Annotated in this window: 14 protein-coding genes; 4 read left to right on the forward strand and 10 right to left on the reverse strand. The window is 64.1% G+C overall.

What is annotated here, in order from left to right:
- Positions 1-65: 65 nt before the first annotated feature.
- From ACVIGA_RS00885 to ACVIGA_RS00900, 4 genes are all read left to right on the forward strand, one after another.
- Positions 66-491 carry a globin gene (locus tag ACVIGA_RS00885; protein ID WP_456664965.1) on the forward strand — a complete coding sequence of 142 codons (426 nt, stop codon included), beginning with the start codon at positions 66-68 and terminating at the stop codon, positions 489-491.
- Between the two features lie 88 nt (positions 492-579).
- A complete protein-coding gene (locus tag ACVIGA_RS00890; RefSeq protein WP_223967258.1) occupies positions 580-1,617 on the forward strand; it encodes a sugar ABC transporter substrate-binding protein in 1,038 nt (345 codons plus the stop codon).
- Positions 1,618-1,626: 9 nt separating this feature from the next.
- Positions 1,627-3,129, forward strand: a complete 1,503-nt coding sequence (locus ACVIGA_RS00895) for a sugar ABC transporter ATP-binding protein (RefSeq protein WP_456664966.1) — start codon at positions 1,627-1,629, stop codon at positions 3,127-3,129.
- 12 nt (positions 3,130-3,141) lie between these two features.
- Positions 3,142-4,176, forward strand: a complete 1,035-nt coding sequence (locus ACVIGA_RS00900) for an ABC transporter permease (protein ID WP_456664967.1) — start codon at positions 3,142-3,144, stop codon at positions 4,174-4,176.
- Between the two features lie 351 nt (positions 4,177-4,527).
- Here the strand turns inward: ACVIGA_RS00900 and ACVIGA_RS00905 are convergent, their stop codons facing one another.
- From ACVIGA_RS00905 to nuoL, 10 genes are all read right to left on the reverse strand, one after another.
- Positions 4,528-5,721, reverse strand: coding sequence for an aspartate kinase (locus ACVIGA_RS00905; protein ID WP_456664968.1), 1,194 nt, complete (start codon positions 5,719-5,721; stop codon positions 4,528-4,530).
- A 39-nt stretch (positions 5,722-5,760) separates the two neighbouring features.
- Complete coding sequence (locus ACVIGA_RS00910; protein WP_456670711.1) at positions 5,761-6,993, reverse strand: peptidase M15; 1,233 nt, start codon at positions 6,991-6,993, stop codon at positions 5,761-5,763.
- 785 nt (positions 6,994-7,778) lie between these two features.
- Entirely contained in the window at positions 7,779-9,083 is a 1,305-nt protein-coding gene (mtnK, locus tag ACVIGA_RS00915) for an S-methyl-5-thioribose kinase (RefSeq protein WP_456664969.1), read from the reverse strand.
- 71 nt (positions 9,084-9,154) lie between these two features.
- A complete protein-coding gene (locus tag ACVIGA_RS00920; RefSeq protein ID WP_223967252.1) occupies positions 9,155-9,430 on the reverse strand; it encodes a DUF1467 family protein in 276 nt (91 codons plus the stop codon).
- A gap of 6 nt (positions 9,431-9,436) precedes the next feature.
- Positions 9,437-9,841, reverse strand: a complete 405-nt coding sequence (gene mce / locus ACVIGA_RS00925) for a methylmalonyl-CoA epimerase (protein WP_016841811.1) — start codon at positions 9,839-9,841, stop codon at positions 9,437-9,439.
- Positions 9,842-9,883: 42 nt separating this feature from the next.
- Positions 9,884-11,554 (reverse strand): ribonuclease J, encoded by a 1,671-nt coding sequence (locus ACVIGA_RS00930; protein WP_456664970.1) that lies wholly within the window; start codon positions 11,552-11,554, stop codon positions 9,884-9,886.
- Positions 11,554-12,360: a biotin--[acetyl-CoA-carboxylase] ligase gene (locus ACVIGA_RS00935; RefSeq protein ID WP_456664971.1), complete on the reverse strand. Its 807-nt coding sequence runs from the start codon at positions 12,358-12,360 to the stop codon at positions 11,554-11,556. The genes ACVIGA_RS00930 and ACVIGA_RS00935 overlap by 1 nt, the downstream gene beginning before the upstream one ends.
- A 61-nt stretch (positions 12,361-12,421) precedes the next feature.
- Entirely contained in the window at positions 12,422-13,858 is a 1,437-nt protein-coding gene (gene nuoN, locus ACVIGA_RS00940) for an NADH-quinone oxidoreductase subunit NuoN (protein ID WP_375774963.1), read from the reverse strand.
- 10 nt (positions 13,859-13,868) lie between these two features.
- Positions 13,869-15,383: an NADH-quinone oxidoreductase subunit M gene (locus ACVIGA_RS00945; protein WP_212314858.1), complete on the reverse strand. Its 1,515-nt coding sequence runs from the start codon at positions 15,381-15,383 to the stop codon at positions 13,869-13,871.
- A complete protein-coding gene (gene nuoL, locus ACVIGA_RS00950) occupies positions 15,384-17,471 on the reverse strand; it encodes an NADH-quinone oxidoreductase subunit L (protein WP_456664972.1) in 2,088 nt (695 codons plus the stop codon). It lies immediately after the preceding gene.
- Between the last annotated feature and the right edge of the window lie 5 nt (positions 17,472-17,476).

Below are 17,476 nucleotides of genomic sequence, written 5' to 3' on the forward strand. Positions count from 1 at the left end.
CGACACAATTTTTGGAGCAGGGCTTGGAGCCCTGCTCTTTTTTTATGTGATGATCGCAAAGCACTATGACTCCATCATCGAATCCAATCGAACGCAGCTTTGAACTCGCAGCCGCGGCTTGCGATGATCTGACGCCGCACGTGTACCAGCGCCTGTTTCGCGAACATCCCGAGGCGCAGGCGATGTTTCGTACCGAAGGCAGCGAGCCGGTGAAGGGCTCGATGCTGGCGTTGACGATCGAAGCCATCCTCGATTTCGCGGGCGAGCGCCGCGGACATTTTCGCCTGATCGAATCCGAAGTGTTCTCGCATGATGCCTACGGGACGCCGCGCGAATTGTTCGTCGCATTCTTCGCCGTGATCGCGGACTGCTTGCGCGAAATTGTCGGCGAGCAATGGTCTGACGAGATCGATGCTGCGTGGCACAAGCTGCTTCGCGACATCGAGGCCATCGTGCTGCAACAGAAACATCTCGTGGACGCGAGGGCGTAGCGTCACCGTTCCGATTGTGACACACTCCCTTTATCCGCGGCGCGTGCAACTGACGCCGACGGTCAGAAAAACGAAGAGGGAGCAAACAATGCCAGGAACCGACAAGGGGATGGACAAGGCGTCGACGACTCGGCGTGACCTTCTGCAATTGGCGGCGGCAGGCGGAGCTGCGGCCGGCCTGTTCGGCGGAATGGGCGTGACGACGTCCGCGCTCGCAGCCGAAATGGGACGTTCGGAAAAGCCGCTGAAAGCCGCGTTCTCCAACGCCGGATTGCAGGCGACGTGGTGCGCGCAGGGCAAGCAGGCCGCAGAATTCTGGGGCAAGCTGTTCAACGTCGAGGTGACCTGGTTCGACGGCCAGCTCGATGCCGTCAAGCAGCGCGCCGCAATCGACAACATGGCGTCGCAGAAATGGGATTTCGTCGCGATCCAGGCGTTCGGCATCGGCACGCTGACCCAGCCGGTGCAAAAGATGATCGACGCCGGCACCCCCGTGATCGACATGGACACGCTGATCGCGCCACTCGACCAGATCAACGTCCATTCGTTCCTCGCCCCGGACAACGAGTTCATGGGCGCCTCGGTGACGCAGGCGCTGTGCAACGCGATCGGCGGCAAGGGCAAGGTCATCATGACCCAGGGCGCGCTCGGCCACACCGGCGCGCAGGGCCGCGCCAAGGGCTTCAACTCGGTCGTCAAGCAATTCCCGAACATCGAGGTGCTGGATACCCAGCCCGCCGACTGGGACGTCTCCAAGACCGCCCGGCTCTGGGAAACCTACCTGACAAAATATCCGCAGATCGACGCGGCGTTCTTCCACAATGACGACATGGCGCTTGCCGCCGCCAACATCATGAAGGCGCACAACCGCACCAACATCCTGATCGGCGGCGTCGACGCCATGCCGCCGGCGATCCAGGCGGTCAGCGAAGGCCGCATGTTCGCAACCGTGCGCAATCCGTCCTGCCGCATCCATGGCGGTGCGATCGTCGCGGGCGTCGCTGCCGTGGTCGGCGGCGAGAAGAGTGGCCAGGGCATTCCAAAGAATGTCGTGACCGATGGTCCCGTGGTGACCAAGGCCAACGCCGCCGGCATGCAATGGATGGAGGATCACTTCCTGATCTGAGCGGTCCGCATGTCGCAGGGACGCTCCCCGATCCTCGAGTTGAACCAGATCACGAAGGCCTTCGGCGGTGTCGAAGCCCTTCGTGGGGTCGACTTCGCGCTGCACGCCGGCGAGATCCATGGTCTCGTCGGCGAGAACGGCGCCGGAAAAAGCACGCTGATGAAGATCATCGCCGGCGTGCATCCGGAGTTCTCCGGCCGCTTCGTGCTCGACGGCAAGGAAACCCGCTTCCGCTCCACCCGCGACGCCCATGCCGCCGGCATCGGGATGGTGCATCAGGAGCTCAGCGTCGCGCCTGATCTCACCGTCGCCGAGAACGTCTTCCTCGGCAACCAGCCGACCAACCGCCTCGGCTTCGTACAATGGCGGCGGATGGCGCGCGAGGCCGGCGAGCAGCTGTCCCGGTTCGGCATCGACGTCGATCCGATGACGCGGCTCGGCGACCTGCCGATCGGCCTGCAGCAACTGATCGAGATCGCCCGCGTGCTGTTCTCCGGCGCGCGCATCGTCATCCTCGACGAGCCGACCTCCGCCCTCTCCCCACCCGAGGTCGAGCGCCTGTTCACGACGCTGCACAAGCTCCGTGACGACGGCACCAGCATCGTCTTCATCTCGCATTTCATCGAGGACATCCTGCGGGTGTCCGACGTGGTCACCGTGTTCCGCAACGGGCGGAAGATCGCCGAGACCGCGTCCGCGGATACCACCAAGGGCGCGCTGATCGAAGCCATGATCGGCCGCGGCGGCGAGGCGCTGGAGCACAGCTACACCGACGACCTGATGCTCCCGCAACCGGGGGGCGGCTCGACGGTGCTGAAGGTCGATCAGCTCTCGCTCCGCCGCAGCCTGCAGGACGTCTCGTTCGAGGCCCGCGCCGGTGAGGTGCTCGGCATCTACGGCTTCATGGGCTGCGGCCAATTGGAGCTGTCGCGTATCCTGTTCGGCAAGCTGAGACCCTACGGCGGAACGCTTGTCGTCGATGGCGCCGCGAAAACCTTCCGCAGCACCGCCGCCGCTCGGCGGGCCGGCGTTGCGCTGGTGCCGGAGAGCCGCCGCGCCATGCTGTTCCACCAGGAGCCGGTCTACAAGAACATCTCGATCAGCATCCTCGAGCGGATCTCGGCGCTGCTGCTCAAGCCGGTGCGCGAGCGCGCCATCGCCCAGCGCCAGGTCGAGCAGTTGCAGATCAGGCCGCCGGTGGTCGGCCTCGATCTCGGCATGCTCTCGGGCGGCAACCAGCAGAAGGTGGCGCTGGCGAAATGGCTGACCTACCCGCCGCGCCTGCTCGTGCTGTGCGAGCCGACCCGCGGCATGGATGTCGGGGCCAAGAACGACGTGATCAACATCGTGCGCGACCTCCGCGCCAAGGGACTGGCGATCATCGTGCTGTCGACGGAGCCGGAGACGGTGTTGTCGCTGGCCGACCGGATCCTGGTGCTGAAGCGCGGCGCGGTGGTGCGCGAATTCGCCGGCGAAGCAGTCAGCAAGGATCGGCTGCTCGAGGCGGCGTAATGGAGAGTCATCATGGCGAGCAGTGACAGCGCGACGAGCCCAGCCGATCACAAGCGGCCGCGCGGGCTGGCGCCGTTCCTGCGCTCGCAGATGCGCAACATCGCGCCGTTCCTGACGCTGATCTTCCTCAGCGGCTTCTTCGCGATCGCGAGCCCGTCGTTTGCGACCATCGACAATCTCGGCAATATCCTCACCCAAGTGTCGGTCACCGGCATCATCGCGGTCGGCCTCACCTTCGTGATCCTGTGCGCCGAGATCGATCTGTCGATCGCCAGCATCGCCAACGTCACCGGCATTGCGGTGGCGTACTTCACGCTGCAGGAGTCCTACGTCAACATCGCCAATATCCCGATGCCGGGTTTTGTCGCGATCCTGCTGGCGCTGGCGCTGTGCGCGCTGCTCGGCCTCGTCAACGCCCTGGGCCTGACCATCATCGGCATCCCCTCCTTCATCATGACGCTCGCCATGATGCAGATCGCGGCCGGCGTCTCGGCGCTTCTGGTGCGCGGCCAGATCGCCTACAAGGTGCCGCCGCTGATCACGACGCTCGGCTCGGGCTCGATCGGCGGCATCCCCTGGATCGTGATCGTCGCCGCGGTGATGCTGCTCGGCGGCCATCTGGTGCTGACCTACACGCGTTTCGGCCGCTACGTCTACATGGTCGGCGGCAACCGCGAGGCCGCCGAATTTGCCGGCCTCAACGTCAAGCTCATCCTCGGCAGCGTGTTGGTGATCTCGGCGGTCTGCTCGGGGATCGGCGGCATGCTTGGCGTCGCGCATTTCGGCAGCGCGCAGCAGAACGAGTTCGACACCTATCTCCTGGATTCGATCGCGGCCGTTGTGGTCGGCGGCACCAGCCTGTTCGGCGGCCGCGGCGGCATCGGCAACACCATCGTCGGCCTGTTCGTGCTCGGCGTGCTCAACAACGGCCTCGACCACGTCAACATCGACAGCTTCCTGAAGATCCTGATCCGCGGCCTGATCCTGCTCGCCGCGCTGATCATCAACGTCTACGCGCAGCGGCTGCGGGAGCAGGCAGCGGAGTGAGTTTGCTGAAACCGCTCGGCATGAACGTGCCGGAGGCGCTCGTCCTCTCCAGTTGTCGATATCGCGGCACATCCACCGCTGTCGTCCTGGCGAAAGCCAGGACCCATCCCCCGCAGCAGGAGTTGTGAATGGGATTCGTCGTTCCAGCGTCGCGCAACAACGATCACTTGGGGCAATGGGTCCTGGCCTTCGCCAGGACGACGATGAGTATGGGGACGCTGCTTTGCGTTCTCGGGGCACATTTCGCCCGAGCTTGCGCCGTCGGGCAACTCAGTGGCATGGGCGGCGATCGCAAATCGCGCCGACACCGCGTGCACGATCATTCATCCGCGCCATCGCGAATTCGCAGTGCTAGATCAGCGAATGCAAAGCCCTGACCGCGGCCTCACGGCTCTCCACCGGAACAAAGAAACTTACCGAATGCGATGACAAGACATACTTGTCGGCGATGATCCCGTGATGTTGCAGAATCTGAACCGCCTTGTATGGCAGGTCCGAAGAAATGCCGCCGAAGCAAGTGAGGCTCACCGAACTCAGAGTCTCGCGCTGCTTGCGCAGGTCTTTGCTCCCTTCCAGTGTGCGGAGCAACGCGTCGAGTGTCTCCGAATCGCAAGTCATCATGATGCGGGTTTTGTCGGCGGTGAAAGCCGAGGCCAGGAGTTGCGGCCAAGGCAAGCCATTTTGCTTGAGATGCAGCGCGAACTTCTCAAAGCCTTGATTGAGGTTCGCCGAATCGATCTCCACGTGCTCAATGCGAGCCATTGAGTTGACGGCCAGGACTTTTCCGTTCTCCATGTCCGCGACCTCCTTCGTCACTTGCGTGCTGTGTCGAGCGCCGCCCCACTTTCTCAAGACCAGAGGCACGTTTTGGCTGTGGGCCAGCTCCACGCTGCGGAAATGCAGGACTTTTGCGCCCCAGAAACACATTTCGGACAGGGATGCGAAATCCAGCTGACGCAAGGGTCTTGTATCCGCGACGATGCGAGGATCAGCCGAGCACACTCCGTCGACTTCCTTGATAATCTCGCAGCACTCCGCCTTGAGCGCCGCAGCCATGGCGACCGCAGTGGTATCGCTGCCACCCCGGCCAAGCGTCGTGATTTCCTTGGTCAGCGGATCGACGCCCTGGAAGCCCGCCAAGACCACGACGCGTCCGCGATCGAGCTCTTCGCGCACACGAATGGGCCGCACATCCAAGATGCGTGCGGATGAATGGGATCCGTCGGTCATCACACCGGCCTGACTGCCGGTAAAGCTGATCGCCGGCACGCCTAGATCAGATAGCGCCATGCTCATCAAGGACATGCTGATGCGCTCGCCGGTGGTCAACAACATATCGAGTTCGCGGCGATTGGGATGCGGGCTGATCTGATAGGCCATCCTGACGAGTTCGTCGGTGGTCTTGCCCATCGCTGAAACGATCGCCACGACACGATGACCACGGCCATGCAAATCAGCGACACTGCTCGCCACTGCGCGGATTCTTGCCGGTGTTTCGAGACAGGCGCCGCCATATTTTTGTACGATGATGGGATTGCTAGGCATTCTTGCCCGCGTCGTGTTGAAAGGCGCAGCCGAACCGGATCAGATCGTTCTCCCCTTCGACGCTTTTGCGGTTTTTGATCGTTTCGCCGCGACCTGCAGAGCGCCCCGGTTGCGCTTCTTGATATCCGCTTCCGCGTGTTGAGCTTTCGTCCCGCCGCGGTGAGCGGCGTATTCCTTGCCGTCTATCGGCGCGACATGCGGTGGATCTCGATTGAGATACGGTCGTCCGATTCCAAAGTCCGATCCGCGCGCATCGATCCATTTCCAAAGGGCCTCAGTGGAAACCCAACGCTCCGCGCGCGTCGCGCCTTTGACGCTCACGATATCAGCGGCAAGCCCGTGGCCGTAGCCACCGCGGAAGCTCCCTCCATGGTATGACTTGTCGGACGCCGCCTTCAGGCCGCTCGCGATCGATTGACGGTAGTCATCGCGGAACGCGCTGGTTATCCCGGGCGACAACCCGGCCTGCTCCGCCGCGTAGAGCGCATGAAAGAGCTTGAGTTTGAAGCCCCGATCCACCCCTCCAATCACGTAGTCGATCATCGGCATGCCCATTCTTCCCGCCGCCTTCGGATCCTTCCACGTGAAATCGTTATCGACGCGCCTGCTGAACGTCCTGGTGACGGTCACCGTCTTGCGCTTCCTTTTGACCGTTACTTTCCGCTGCTCTTGTACGCTGATGGTGTCTTCCTTGGGCGTCCGCTCGTAGAGGGCCCACAGGTACCGGTCGATGCACACGTCAACGACGAGGCACTCTTCGAAAATATCCAGGGGTCTCGCGGCCTCCTTGGTGTCGCTCGACACTGGAGGCGCGCTCGCTGTCGTCGTTTGCACCCGCGATGTTTCGACCGGCAGCGTCTGCGACGAATCCGGCAACGCCGCTACGACAATCGATTTCGGCTCGCTTGAGGTCGCCGTCGCATCAGGGGTCGTCGCCGGCATCGATTCAACCGCCATCGCCGCGTCGACGTTAGCGACAGCGTTGCGCGTGACGTCTGCCTGCAGGGTGGCCGTCGTGAAGGCCGGCTCCGTCACGGGTTCGGCAGCCATCGTCACCTCAGCGTTCACGTTGGCAACGTTGCTGGCTGCAGGTGTCTGTGGCGTATCGGCCAGTTCGGCATTGGCGGCGAGAGATGGTGCGAGGCCCTCGATGGGCGCTGCTCCAAAGTTCCCCATACCGGCAAAGCCAGCAAGCCAGGCAGCGAGCCAACCTGCGAGAACGACCGCCCCGCACAGCTCTGGCGTCACCGTCGCAATTCGCCGCGGGTTCATCATCCCGTAGCCTCCAAAGGCCCGATCCGAGCCCTGTTGCACAGCCAAGCACGCGACGGGGTCAATCATTTGGATCAAAATGTAAACGCGCAATGGGCGGAAGCCGTTGGCCCTACGCTTTTCCAAAGGGTGTTGCTCGAGCGCAACGCGCGATCGCTGGCAGCGTGCCGCCGCCTTCGGTGATTTTCACCAGCTATGAAGCTCTGATGTTCGCTCCAGGTCAGGAGCTGAAGTTGGGCCCCTCATCGCTCGCTCATGGTTAATTCCGTACTCAAGCGCCGTGGCAATGGCCCAAATATTCGCTAACCTCTGGTGGGCAGCGGAGGGCTCGCCTTTGTCAGCGTCGAGGGCACACCGTGAGAGGATCGGCTGGAAAATGGCGGTCGCGGCCGGGCTTGCTCTAAGTCAGGCCGCGGTAGCAGCACCGCCCGATAACCCAAATCCTGCGGTTGCCCCATGGTTTGAGAGCCTGAAGCAACCAGGCACCGGTGCATCGTGCTGCTCGATTGCGGATTGCCGGACGGTAGAGTTCCGACAGGACCGAGACGGCTACGAAGTCCTAATCGATGGTCGCTGGAAGTTGTCGGCGCCATTCTGGCTGCGGGTCCCACCGAACAGGATCATCAACAGAACCGACAATCCGACGAACCGCGCCGTGGTCTGTTTCACGCCTGAGGCCGGCATTCTCTGTTTCGTGCGTCCGGCCGAAAGTTAGTTCATGCCGGGGCGGCCTGCCAAACAATCCTGGCCGATCCTTGCCGCACACGACGATCGAGTGCTCCCGGTCATCTGGCGAACTCCGGCTGCCAGTGGCGGAGCTCACGCGCGGCGTAGGTGACTGTGCCGATCGTCGTGTAGGACGCAGCCTCCAGCATCATGTTGCGAGCGAGCTTGAGGGCGCGTGCCTCGCAGATCGCGCGCTGCTTCTCGTCCGCGATCCACTCGAAATCGATGTTGTGCGCAAGGCCAAGGATGCGCCGGATGGTCTTGGCGGCGGCGAAGCCGACCGTGTCCTGGAACAGCCGCGCCATATAGGCCTGCCGCTCCGCCTCCAGCCGCGCGGCGCCGGCCTCGCCCGCGAACAGCGACGCCGGATAGCCGTCGCCATCAGCCTCGCTGCGCCACAGCGCGAGAAACTTGCGCGAAAATTCGCTCCAGACGCCCTCGATGGTTTCCAGGAGCCAGGCCTCGAACGCTGCGCGCTCGCCCGGCGTGCGCTCATGACCGGCGGAGGCCAGATAGGCCATCAGGAGATTGCCGATGACGGCACCGATGTCGAAACCCATCGGACCATAGAAGGCGAATTCGGGATCGATCACCTTGGTCTCGCTGTCGGTGACCATGATCGAGCCGGTGTGCAGGTCGCCGTGCAGCAACGCCTCCGGGCTCGCCATGAATTTCAGCTTGAGCCTGGAGATCGCGACATGGAGGTCGAGATCCTCGCGGAACGCCGCCGCCGTCGCGTCGAGATACGGCGCGGTCCAGCGATTCTGCTCGGCGATACGATAGGGGTCGGTGAAGATCAGATCCTCGGTGATCTTGCAGAGCGCGTGGTTGCCGGCGAAATCGGCGATCCCCTGCTTCTTATCCGCAGCCGACAGCGCCAGGTCGGACGTGAAGAACAGCGTCTGCGCCAGGAAAGTCGAGACATCCTCGACAAAGCGCGGATAACGCGTGGCGCCGATCAGGCCCTTGCGCATGATGATGTGCGGCTCAAGCAGCTCCATCGCGGTGAGCGCGAGCGGCGCATCATGATGCAGCACCGCCGGCACGAGGTTCGGCGCCAGCCGTGCCTGATGCACCAGCGCCAGATGCTCGTAATGGGCTCGCGACAGCGGCAGCGGCCAGCTCTCGCCGACCAGCCGCACATAGGGCAACGCCTGCTTGACGGCGATGCCGCCGCTGCTGCCCTTGACGATGAAGACGAGGTTGAGATTGCCGTCGCCGACCTCGCTGATCGACCAGTCGGCCGGCGCTCCGCCGAGTTGGGTGACGATGCCGGGAAGGCTCGCGAGATAGTCGCGCAGATCGGCTTCCCGCAGGATTCGATAGGCGCTCTGCCCGGAGCCTGGCTGGGCCTGCAGGTTCATCGTGGTCGCCTCCTCCGCATCGCCGAGGTGAGGTTGATCCTCACTCCATCGGCATCAGATCCTGGTCGGCTTTAGAACGGCATCCCCATCAGCTTGGACAGCCGCTCGACCGAGAGATAGCCGGCATAATAGGCCCACATGCCGATCGCGAAGATCACGGCCGAGATCAGCGTGGTCCAAAACAGCTTGCGGCCCATCCGCGCCATGATCGGCGCGCCGGGGTCGGTGCCGGGCGCGCCGACGCCGTCCTCATGCTGGCTGCGTATGCCGAACGGCAATGTCAGGAACAGCACGAGCCACCAAAGGACGAAGTAGATCGCAAGCCCGGTGGAGATCTGGTACGCCATGTGGTCTCAGGCCTGTTCGATCTCGACCAAGGCGCCGGAAAAGTCCTTGGGGTGGAAGAACAGCACCGGCTTGCCGTGCGCGCCGATCTTCGGCTGGCCATCGCCCAGCACCCGCGCACCCTCGGCGATCATGCGGTCGCGGGCCGCGATGATGTCGGGCACGTCGTAACAGACATGGTGGATGCCGCCGTCGGCGTTGCGCTCGACGAACTTTGCGATCGGCGAGGCCTCGCCGAGCGGCTCGATGAACTCGATCTTGGTGTTGGGCAGCGTCACGAACACGGTGATGACGCCATGTTCCGGCAGCGGCACCGCATCGGAAATCTCGGCATTGAAGGCCGTGCCGTAGATTTTGGCGGCCTGCTTGGCGTCCTTGACCGCAATGGCGACGTGATTGAGCCGGCCCAGCATATCTCTCTCCCTTTGTCGTTGCGCACGCCTTAAAGGCGTGTGTCAGACCGTCAGAACGTGCACGACGCAGATCGGCTTCTTGCCCCACTGCTCGTTCAGCGCGGCCCGCACCGCGCGGCGCACCGATTCCCCGAGCGCGTCCGGATCGCGGCGCCGCGGCTTGGGCAAGCCCTCGATCGTCGATACCACGACATCGAACACGATGTCGTCGAGCAGCTCGCCCGCCGCATTGTTCTCCGGCATGCCGACCAGATCAACCTCGGGATCGTCGACCATCTCGCCCTGCGCGGTCATGGCGATGGCCACGAAGGCGCAGCCCGCAAAACCCATCCGCCGCCGCTCGACCACGGCGCGCGACTTGGAGTCCTCCAGGATGGTTCCGTCCTTGTAGAGCCGGCCCGACGGCACTTCGCCGACGATGCCGGGATCGCCGGGCCCGAGCTTGACGAGGTCGCCGTTGCGGCAGGTCAGGACTTTCGGGACACCCGCAGCGCGCGCCAGCTTGGCGTGCTCGGCGAGATGCAGCGCCTCGCCATGCACGGGGATCAGCAGCTGCGGCCGCACCCAGGAGATCATGTCGCGCAGCTCGTCGCGGCGCGGATGGCCGGAGACGTGCACCAGATGCTCGCGGTCGGTGATGATTTCGACGCCCTGCGTCACCAGCCCGTTGATGATGCCGCCGACCGCCTTCTCGTTGCCGGGGATGGTGCGGGAGGAGAAGATCACGGTGTCGCCCCTGTTCAGGGTCACCTGCGGGTGATCGTTGTTGGCGATCCGGGCCAGCGCGGCGCGGGGCTCGCCCTGGCTGCCGGTGCACAGCGCCAGCACCTTGTCGGCCGGGAAATGGCCGTAATAGTCGGTGCTGCGGAATTTGTGCGAGCTGTCGAGATAGCCGCATTCGCGCGCGACCTGCACCACGCGCTCCATGGCGCGGCCGACCACGACGACCTCGCGATCGGCGGCGTTCGCAGCGTCCGCCACCGCCCTCACGCGGGCGACATTGGAGGCGAAGGTCGTGACCGCGACCCGGCCCTTGGCCGCCTTGACCAGCTTCTTGATGGTGGCGGCAACCTCGGTCTCCGAGGGCGAGCGCCCGTCGCGCACAGCGTTGGTGGAATCGCCGACCAGCGCCAGCACGCCTTCGTCACCGAGCTCGCGCAGCCGCCGCTCGTCGGTCGGCAGGCCGATGATCGGGGTCGGATCGATCTTCCAGTCGCCGGTGTGCAGCACGATGCCGACATCGGTCTTGATCGCCAGCGCGTGCGATTCCGGAATCGAATGCGCCACCGGGATGAACTCGACATTGAACGGGCCGATATCGACCCGGCCGCCCGACGGGATCACCGTGATCGGGATCTTTGGCGGATTGCGCTCGGCGGCGCATTTGGCCTCGAACAGCGCCGCGCTGAACTGAGTTGCGTAGATCTTGCAGCCGAGCTTCGGCCAGAGATCGATGATCGCGCCGAAATGGTCCTCATGAGCGTGCGTCAGCACGAGGCCCATCAGATTGTTGCGCTCCTTCTCGAGAAAACGCACATCCGGCATGATCAGGTCGATGCCCGGCAGATGCTCCTCGTCGCCAAAGGAGACGCCGAGATCGACCGCGAGGAACGAGCGCTGGTGTCGGTTACCGAGCCCATAGATCGACAAATTCATGCCGATCTCGCCGACGCCGCCGAGCGGTGCAAAGGTAAGCTCGTCAGGTCGCGCCATCACACCGCCCTCTTAGAGGCTGCGCTGCCGAAATAGACCTCGCCCGCCGCGACCGGGACACGCTTGCCCTCGGCCGTACACACGATCAGACAACCTGTCTCGTCGATGGTTTCGAAGATGCCCTCGATGGTCGCCGAGCCCGTGTTGATCGCGACCTCGCCGCCAAGCCCGGCCGCGCGCTCGAGCCAGCGCCGACGGATCTCCGCAAAGCCGCGGCCGTTGTCCCAGATGCCGCGGAACTCGACCCAGGCATCGGACAGCGCCGTGAACAGCTCTTCCGCACTGATTTGGACGCCGAGCTCGGCCAGCGACACCGCAGGTGTCGGCGTGCCCTCGGGCGACGCCACGACATTGGTGCCGATGCCGACAACCACCGCGAGGCGATCGCCGACGGCTTCGGCCTCCATATTGATGCCAACCAGCTTCGCGCCACCAGCGAGCACGTCGTTCGGCCACTTCAGCGCATATCTCGGCCGGTCAGAACCGAGACGAAGGGCCGCCTCGACACTGACCTTCTCCAGGGCGGCTTCCTCCGACAGCCCGGCGACAAAGCCGAGCGTCGCGGCAACGGCCGGCGGAACGTCCATCAATTCGAGAATGCTGCTGGCAAGGTTGCCGCGCGGCGCGATCCATACCCGCTGCCGCCGGCCCCGCCCTGCGGTCTGCTCGGTGGTGACGAACCACATCGGCCCCTGCTCGCCGTCGCGGGCGCGCAGCATCGCCTCGGCGTTGGTCGAGCCGATCTGGTCGAAGGCGGCGAGCTTATAGCCCGCCGCAATGGCCCGAGATCCGAGCGTGAAGGTCATAGTGAGGTTATGCGCATGATCCGATCCGAAAGCCAGCGCCCTGTTTTCGGGATCATGTGCATCAGAATAGCGACTTCGCCGCCGCCGTGGCCACGCTCACCAGCGGGCCCGGATAGGCGAAGAAGAAGATGTTGAAGATGCCTGCGACCGCCAGCACGGTGCGCAGCTCGACGCGGACCGGGTCGAGCTTGCCGAGCGGCTGGTCGAAATACATCACCTTGACGATCGACAGATAGTAGAACGCGCCCACCACGCTGGTCAGCACGCCGATCACCGCGAGCGTGAACAGATTGGCCTTGATCGCGGCGACGAACACGTACCATTTGCCGAAGAAGCCGGCGAGCGGCGGCACGCCGGCCAGCGAGAACAGCAGCATTGCGAAGATGAATGCGATCAGCGGGTTGGTGCGGGACAGACCGGCGAAATCGCTGATCTGCTCCAGCGCCTGGCCGTTGCGCTTCATCGCCAGAATGATCGAGAAGGTCCCGAGCGTCATCGCGACATAGATCGTGATGTAGATCAGCACGCCCTGCGCGCCCTCGACCGTGCCGGAGGCGAGGCCGACCAGCGCAAAGCCCATATGGCCGATCGACGAATAGGCCATCAGCCGCTTGATGTTGGTCTGACCGATCGCGGCGAACGAGCCCAGCGCCATCGAGGCGATCGCCACGAACACCAGGATCTGCTGCCACTGGGTGACGATGCCCGGGAACGCGGTCAGCGTCGCACGGGTGAACACGGCGAGCGCCGCGACCTTCGGGGCCGAGGCGAAGAACGCCGTCACCGGGGTCGGCGCGCCCTCATAGACGTCGGGCGTCCACATGTGGAACGGGACCGCCGAGACCTTGAAGCAGAGGCCGGCGAGCAGGAACACCAGGCCGAACACGATGCCGATGCTGCCGGTGGTCGCGGCGGCCGCGATGCCGGCGAAGCTGACCGTGCCCGTGAAGCCGTAGATCAGCGAGGCGCCGTAGAGCAGCATGCCCGACGACAGCGCGCCGAGCACGAAATACTTCAGGCCGGCTTCGCTCGACTTGGCGTTGTCGCGCTGGCTGGCGGCGACGACGTACAGCGCAAGGCTCATCAGCTCAAGGCCGAGGTAGAGCGAGATCAGGTCGCCGGCCGAGATCAGCACCATCATGCCGAGCGTCGACAGCAGCACCAGGATCGAGAACTCGAAGTTGCGGGTCGACGGCTGGGACAGGTACTCGGTCGACAGGATCAGCGTCGCCGCGGAGGCGATCAAAGCGAGGACCTTCAGGAAACGGGCGAAGTCGTCGACGATGAAGCTACCGCCAAAGGTGACGAGTTTGCCGGCCGGCAGCCACAGCTCCAGCACGCCGGTCAGGACCAACAGACACACCGCGAGCGCGGTGATCAGCCGGGTCGTCCCCTGCCCGCGATAGGCTCCGATCATCAACAGCACCATGGCGCCGACCGCGAGCACCAGCTCCGGCAGCACCGGCTGCAACTGATAACCTGCACTGGAAAAGCTCATGACAGCGGCCTTACTGCGTAACCAGCGCGGCTGCCTTCACGGCAGTCACGGCGGTGTTGTAATTGTTGACGAGCTGCTGCACCGAGGCGGCCGACATGTCGAGCACCGGCTTCGGGTAGACGCCGAACAGGATGGTCAGCGCGATCAGCGGGAACAGCGTCACGCATTCGCGGAAGGTGAGATCCTTGATCGACATCAGCGACGGCTTGACCAGCGCGCCGAACACCACCTTGCGGTAGAGCCAGAGCGCGTAGCAGGCCGACAGGATCACGCCCGTGGTGGCGAAGAACGCCGTCGGCAGCGAGATCTTGAAGGTGCCGAGCAAGGTCATGAACTCGCCGACGAAGCCGCTCGTGCCGGGCAGACCGACATTGGCCATGGTGAAGACCATGAAGGTCATCGCGTAGAGCGGCATCCGGTTGACGAGGCCGCCATAGGCCGCGATCTCGCGGGTGTGCATGCGGTCGTAGACGATGCCGACGCAGAGGAACAGCGCGCCGGAGACGATGCCGTGCGAGATCATCTGGAACATGCCGCCGGCGACGCCCTGCGTGGTCACCGCGAAGATGCCCATGGTGACAAAGCCCATATGCGCGACCGACGAGTACGCGATCAGCTTCTTCATGTCCTCCTGCATCATCGCCACCAGCGAGGTGTAGATGATGGCGATGACGGACAGCGTGAACACGAACGGCGCGAAGTCGTGCGAGGCCAGCGGGAACATCGGCAGCGAGAAGCGCAGGAAGCCGTAGCCGCCCATCTTCAGCAGGATCGCGGCCAGGATCACCGAGCCCGCCGTCGGCGCCTCGACATGCGCGTCAGGCAGCCAGGTGTGCACCGGCCACATCGGCATCTTCACTGCGAACGAGGCGAAGAACGCCAGCCACGCCCAGGTCTGCATCGAGCGCGGCACCGCGGTGTGCATCAGGGTCGGGATGTCGGTGGTGCCGGCGTTCCAGTACAGCGCCATGATGGCGAGCAGCATCAGCACCGAGCCGAGGAACGTATAGAGAAAGAACTTGAACGAGGCGTAGACCCGGCGCGGACCGCCCCAGACGCCGATGATCAGGAACATCGGGATCAGGCCGCCCTCGAAGAACAGATAGAACAGCACGAGATCGAGCGCCGAGAAGGTGCCGACCATCAGCGTTTCCAGGATCAGGAACGCCATCATGTATTCGCTGACGCGCTGCGTCACCGACTTCCAACTCGCGATGATGCAGAGCGGCATGATCGCGGTGGTCAGGATGATCAGCGGCAGCGAGATGCCGTCGATGCCCATGTGGTAGGTGATGCCGGTGGCGAGCCAGGACGTCTTCTCGACGAACTGGAAGTCGGACTGCGCGGGATCGAAGCGCGCGACCAGGATCAGCGACACCGCGAAGGTGATCAGCGTGGTCCACAGTGCGATCCACCGCGCCGTGCGGCTCGCGGTCTCGTCGCCGCCCCGCGCCAGCAGGTAGACCAGGATCGCGCCGACCGCCGGCAGGAAGGTCGTGACGGAAAGGATGGGCCAGGTTGTCATTTACTGGCCTCCCAAGCCGAACATGAACCAGGTGATCAATCCGGCGGCCCCGATCAGCATCGCGAACGCGTAGTGATAGAGGTAGCCGGTCTGCAATTTGACGACGTTGCGGGTGACGTCGAGCACGCGGGCCGAGACGCCGTCCGGACCGAAGCCGTCGATGACGAAGCCATCGCCCTTCTTCCACAGCGTGTAGCCGAGCCACTTCGCCGGGCGCACGAAAATCCAGTCGTACAGCTCGTCGAAGTACCATTTGTTGAGCAGGAACTGGTAGAGCATCGGCTGCTGGTTCGCGAGCTCGACCGGCAGGTACGGCCTGCGGATGTAGAACAGGTACGAGATGAACAGGCCGAGCGCCATCATCACGGTGGGCAGCGGCGCGAGCCAGCTCGGCATGTGCTCCATGTCCTCGAGGATGTGCGGGTTCATCTTCACGGACTCGCGGAAGAATTCCTCGACGCCGTGCGGGCTGGCGAACACTTCCTTGAACGGCAGACCCGCCAGGATCGAGCCGGCGGCGAGCACGCCGATCGGCACCAGCATCCAGACCGGGCTCTCATGCGCCGCCTCATAGTGCTTCTGGTCGTGCGGCTCGCCGAAGAACGTCTTGAAGATCAGGCGCCAAGAGTAGAACGAGGTCAGGCCGGCGGCCACGATCGTCATCAGATAGGCGTAGGTCGCGAACGGGTTGTGCGCGGCGTAGGCCGCCTCGATGATCGCGTCCTTGGAGAAGTAGCCGGCGAACAGCGGGAAGCCGGTCAGCGCCAGGGTGCCGATACACATCACCGCGAAGGTGTACGGGATCTTGCGCCACAGGCCGCCCATGTTGCGGATGTCCTGCTCGTGGTGCATCGCGTAGATCACCGAGCCGGAACCCAAGAACAGCAGCGCCTTGAAGAAGGCGTGCGTGAACAGATGGAACATGCCGACCGAATAGGCCCCTGCGCCCATCGCCACGAACATGTAGCCGAGCTGCGAACAGGTCGAGTAGGCGACGATGCGCTTGATGTCGTTCTGCACGAGGCCGATCGTGGCGGCGAAGAACGCCGTAGTCGCACCGAAGAACATCACCACCGCCTGCGCGGTCGGCGACAGCTCGAACAACGGCGACAGCCGCGCCACCATGAAGACGCCGGCGGTGACCATGGTCGCGGCGTGGATCAGCGCCGACACCGGGGTCGGGCCTTCCATCGCGTCCGGCAACCAGGTGTGCAGCAGGAACTGGGCCGATTTGCCCATCGCGCCCATGAACAGGAACAGACAGGTCAAGGTCAGCGCGTCGGGATGCCAGCCGAAGAAGTCGATGGTCTTACCGGTCAGCCCGGGCGCGGCATGGAAGATGGTCTCGAAGTCGGTCGAGCCGACCAGCGCGAAGATCGCGAAGATGCCGAGCGCGAAGCCGAAGTCGCCGACGCGGTTGACCACGAACGCCTTGATCGCCGCCGCATTGGCTGACGGCTTCTGGTACCAGAACCCGATCAGCAGGTAGCTTGCCAGACCGACGCCCTCCCAGCCGAAGAACAGCTGCACGAGGTTGTCCGAGGTCACCAACATCAGCATCGCGAAGGTGAACAGCGAGAGATAGCCGAAGAAGCGCGGCCGGTTCGGATCCTCGTCCATGTAGCCGATGGAATAGAGGTGAACGAGCGCGGACACGGTGTTGACCACGACCAGCATGACGGCGGTCAGGGTGTCGACCCGCAGCGTCCAGGCCACCTGCAGGTCGCCCGAGGTGATCCAGGGCAGCAGTACGACGCGCGCGTCATGGTGCATGAAGCCGACATCGACCAGCGTGAACCAGGACAGCGCCGCCGACACGAACAAGAGGCCCGTGGTGATCAGTTCGGCCAGCCGGGAGCCCGCCGCCGCCGGCTCGGCGACGTGGTGGTCGTCGTGGTCATGGTCATCATGGCCGTGATCGTCGTGGGCCGCCGAGGCATGGGAATCAGAAGCATGGGCGTCGCCATGCGCGTCGTCGTGATGGTCGACGGTATCGCCGCTCGGGCAGCGCGCATGCGCGCCGACCAGCGAGATGATGCCTGCGAGGATGGCGCCCAGCAGCGGCAGGAATACGATTGCCTGTATCATTTGCC

Source organism: Bradyrhizobium sp. USDA 3240, from assembly GCF_054063295.1.

What these genes read in the sequence shown, in the direction of transcription:
- ACVIGA_RS00885 (WP_456664965.1), top strand. Translation starts at nt 66, where the DNA reads ATGACTCCATCATCGAATCCAATCGAACGCAGCTTTGAACTCGCAGCC.
- ACVIGA_RS00890 (WP_223967258.1), top strand. Translation starts at nt 580, where the DNA reads ATGCCAGGAACCGACAAGGGGATGGACAAGGCGTCGACGACTCGGCGT.
- ACVIGA_RS00895 (WP_456664966.1), top strand. Translation starts at nt 1,627, where the DNA reads ATGTCGCAGGGACGCTCCCCGATCCTCGAGTTGAACCAGATCACGAAG.
- ACVIGA_RS00900 (WP_456664967.1), top strand. Translation starts at nt 3,142, where the DNA reads ATGGCGAGCAGTGACAGCGCGACGAGCCCAGCCGATCACAAGCGGCCG.
- ACVIGA_RS00905 (WP_456664968.1), bottom strand. Translation starts at nt 5,721, where the DNA reads ATGCCTAGCAATCCCATCATCGTACAAAAATATGGCGGCGCCTGTCTC.
- ACVIGA_RS00910 (WP_456670711.1), bottom strand. Translation starts at nt 6,993, where the DNA reads ATGAACCCGCGGCGAATTGCGACGGTGACGCCAGAGCTGTGCGGGGCG.
- mtnK (WP_456664969.1), bottom strand. Translation starts at nt 9,083, where the DNA reads ATGAACCTGCAGGCCCAGCCAGGCTCCGGGCAGAGCGCCTATCGAATC.
- ACVIGA_RS00920 (WP_223967252.1), bottom strand. Translation starts at nt 9,430, where the DNA reads ATGGCGTACCAGATCTCCACCGGGCTTGCGATCTACTTCGTCCTTTGG.
- mce (WP_016841811.1), bottom strand. Translation starts at nt 9,841, where the DNA reads ATGCTGGGCCGGCTCAATCACGTCGCCATTGCGGTCAAGGACGCCAAG.
- ACVIGA_RS00930 (WP_456664970.1), bottom strand. Translation starts at nt 11,554, where the DNA reads ATGGCGCGACCTGACGAGCTTACCTTTGCACCGCTCGGCGGCGTCGGC.
- ACVIGA_RS00935 (WP_456664971.1), bottom strand. Translation starts at nt 12,360, where the DNA reads ATGACCTTCACGCTCGGATCTCGGGCCATTGCGGCGGGCTATAAGCTC.
- nuoN (WP_375774963.1), bottom strand. Translation starts at nt 13,858, where the DNA reads ATGAGCTTTTCCAGTGCAGGTTATCAGTTGCAGCCGGTGCTGCCGGAG.
- ACVIGA_RS00945 (WP_212314858.1), bottom strand. Translation starts at nt 15,383, where the DNA reads ATGACAACCTGGCCCATCCTTTCCGTCACGACCTTCCTGCCGGCGGTC.
- nuoL (WP_456664972.1), bottom strand. Translation starts at nt 17,471, where the DNA reads ATGATACAGGCAATCGTATTCCTGCCGCTGCTGGGCGCCATCCTCGCA.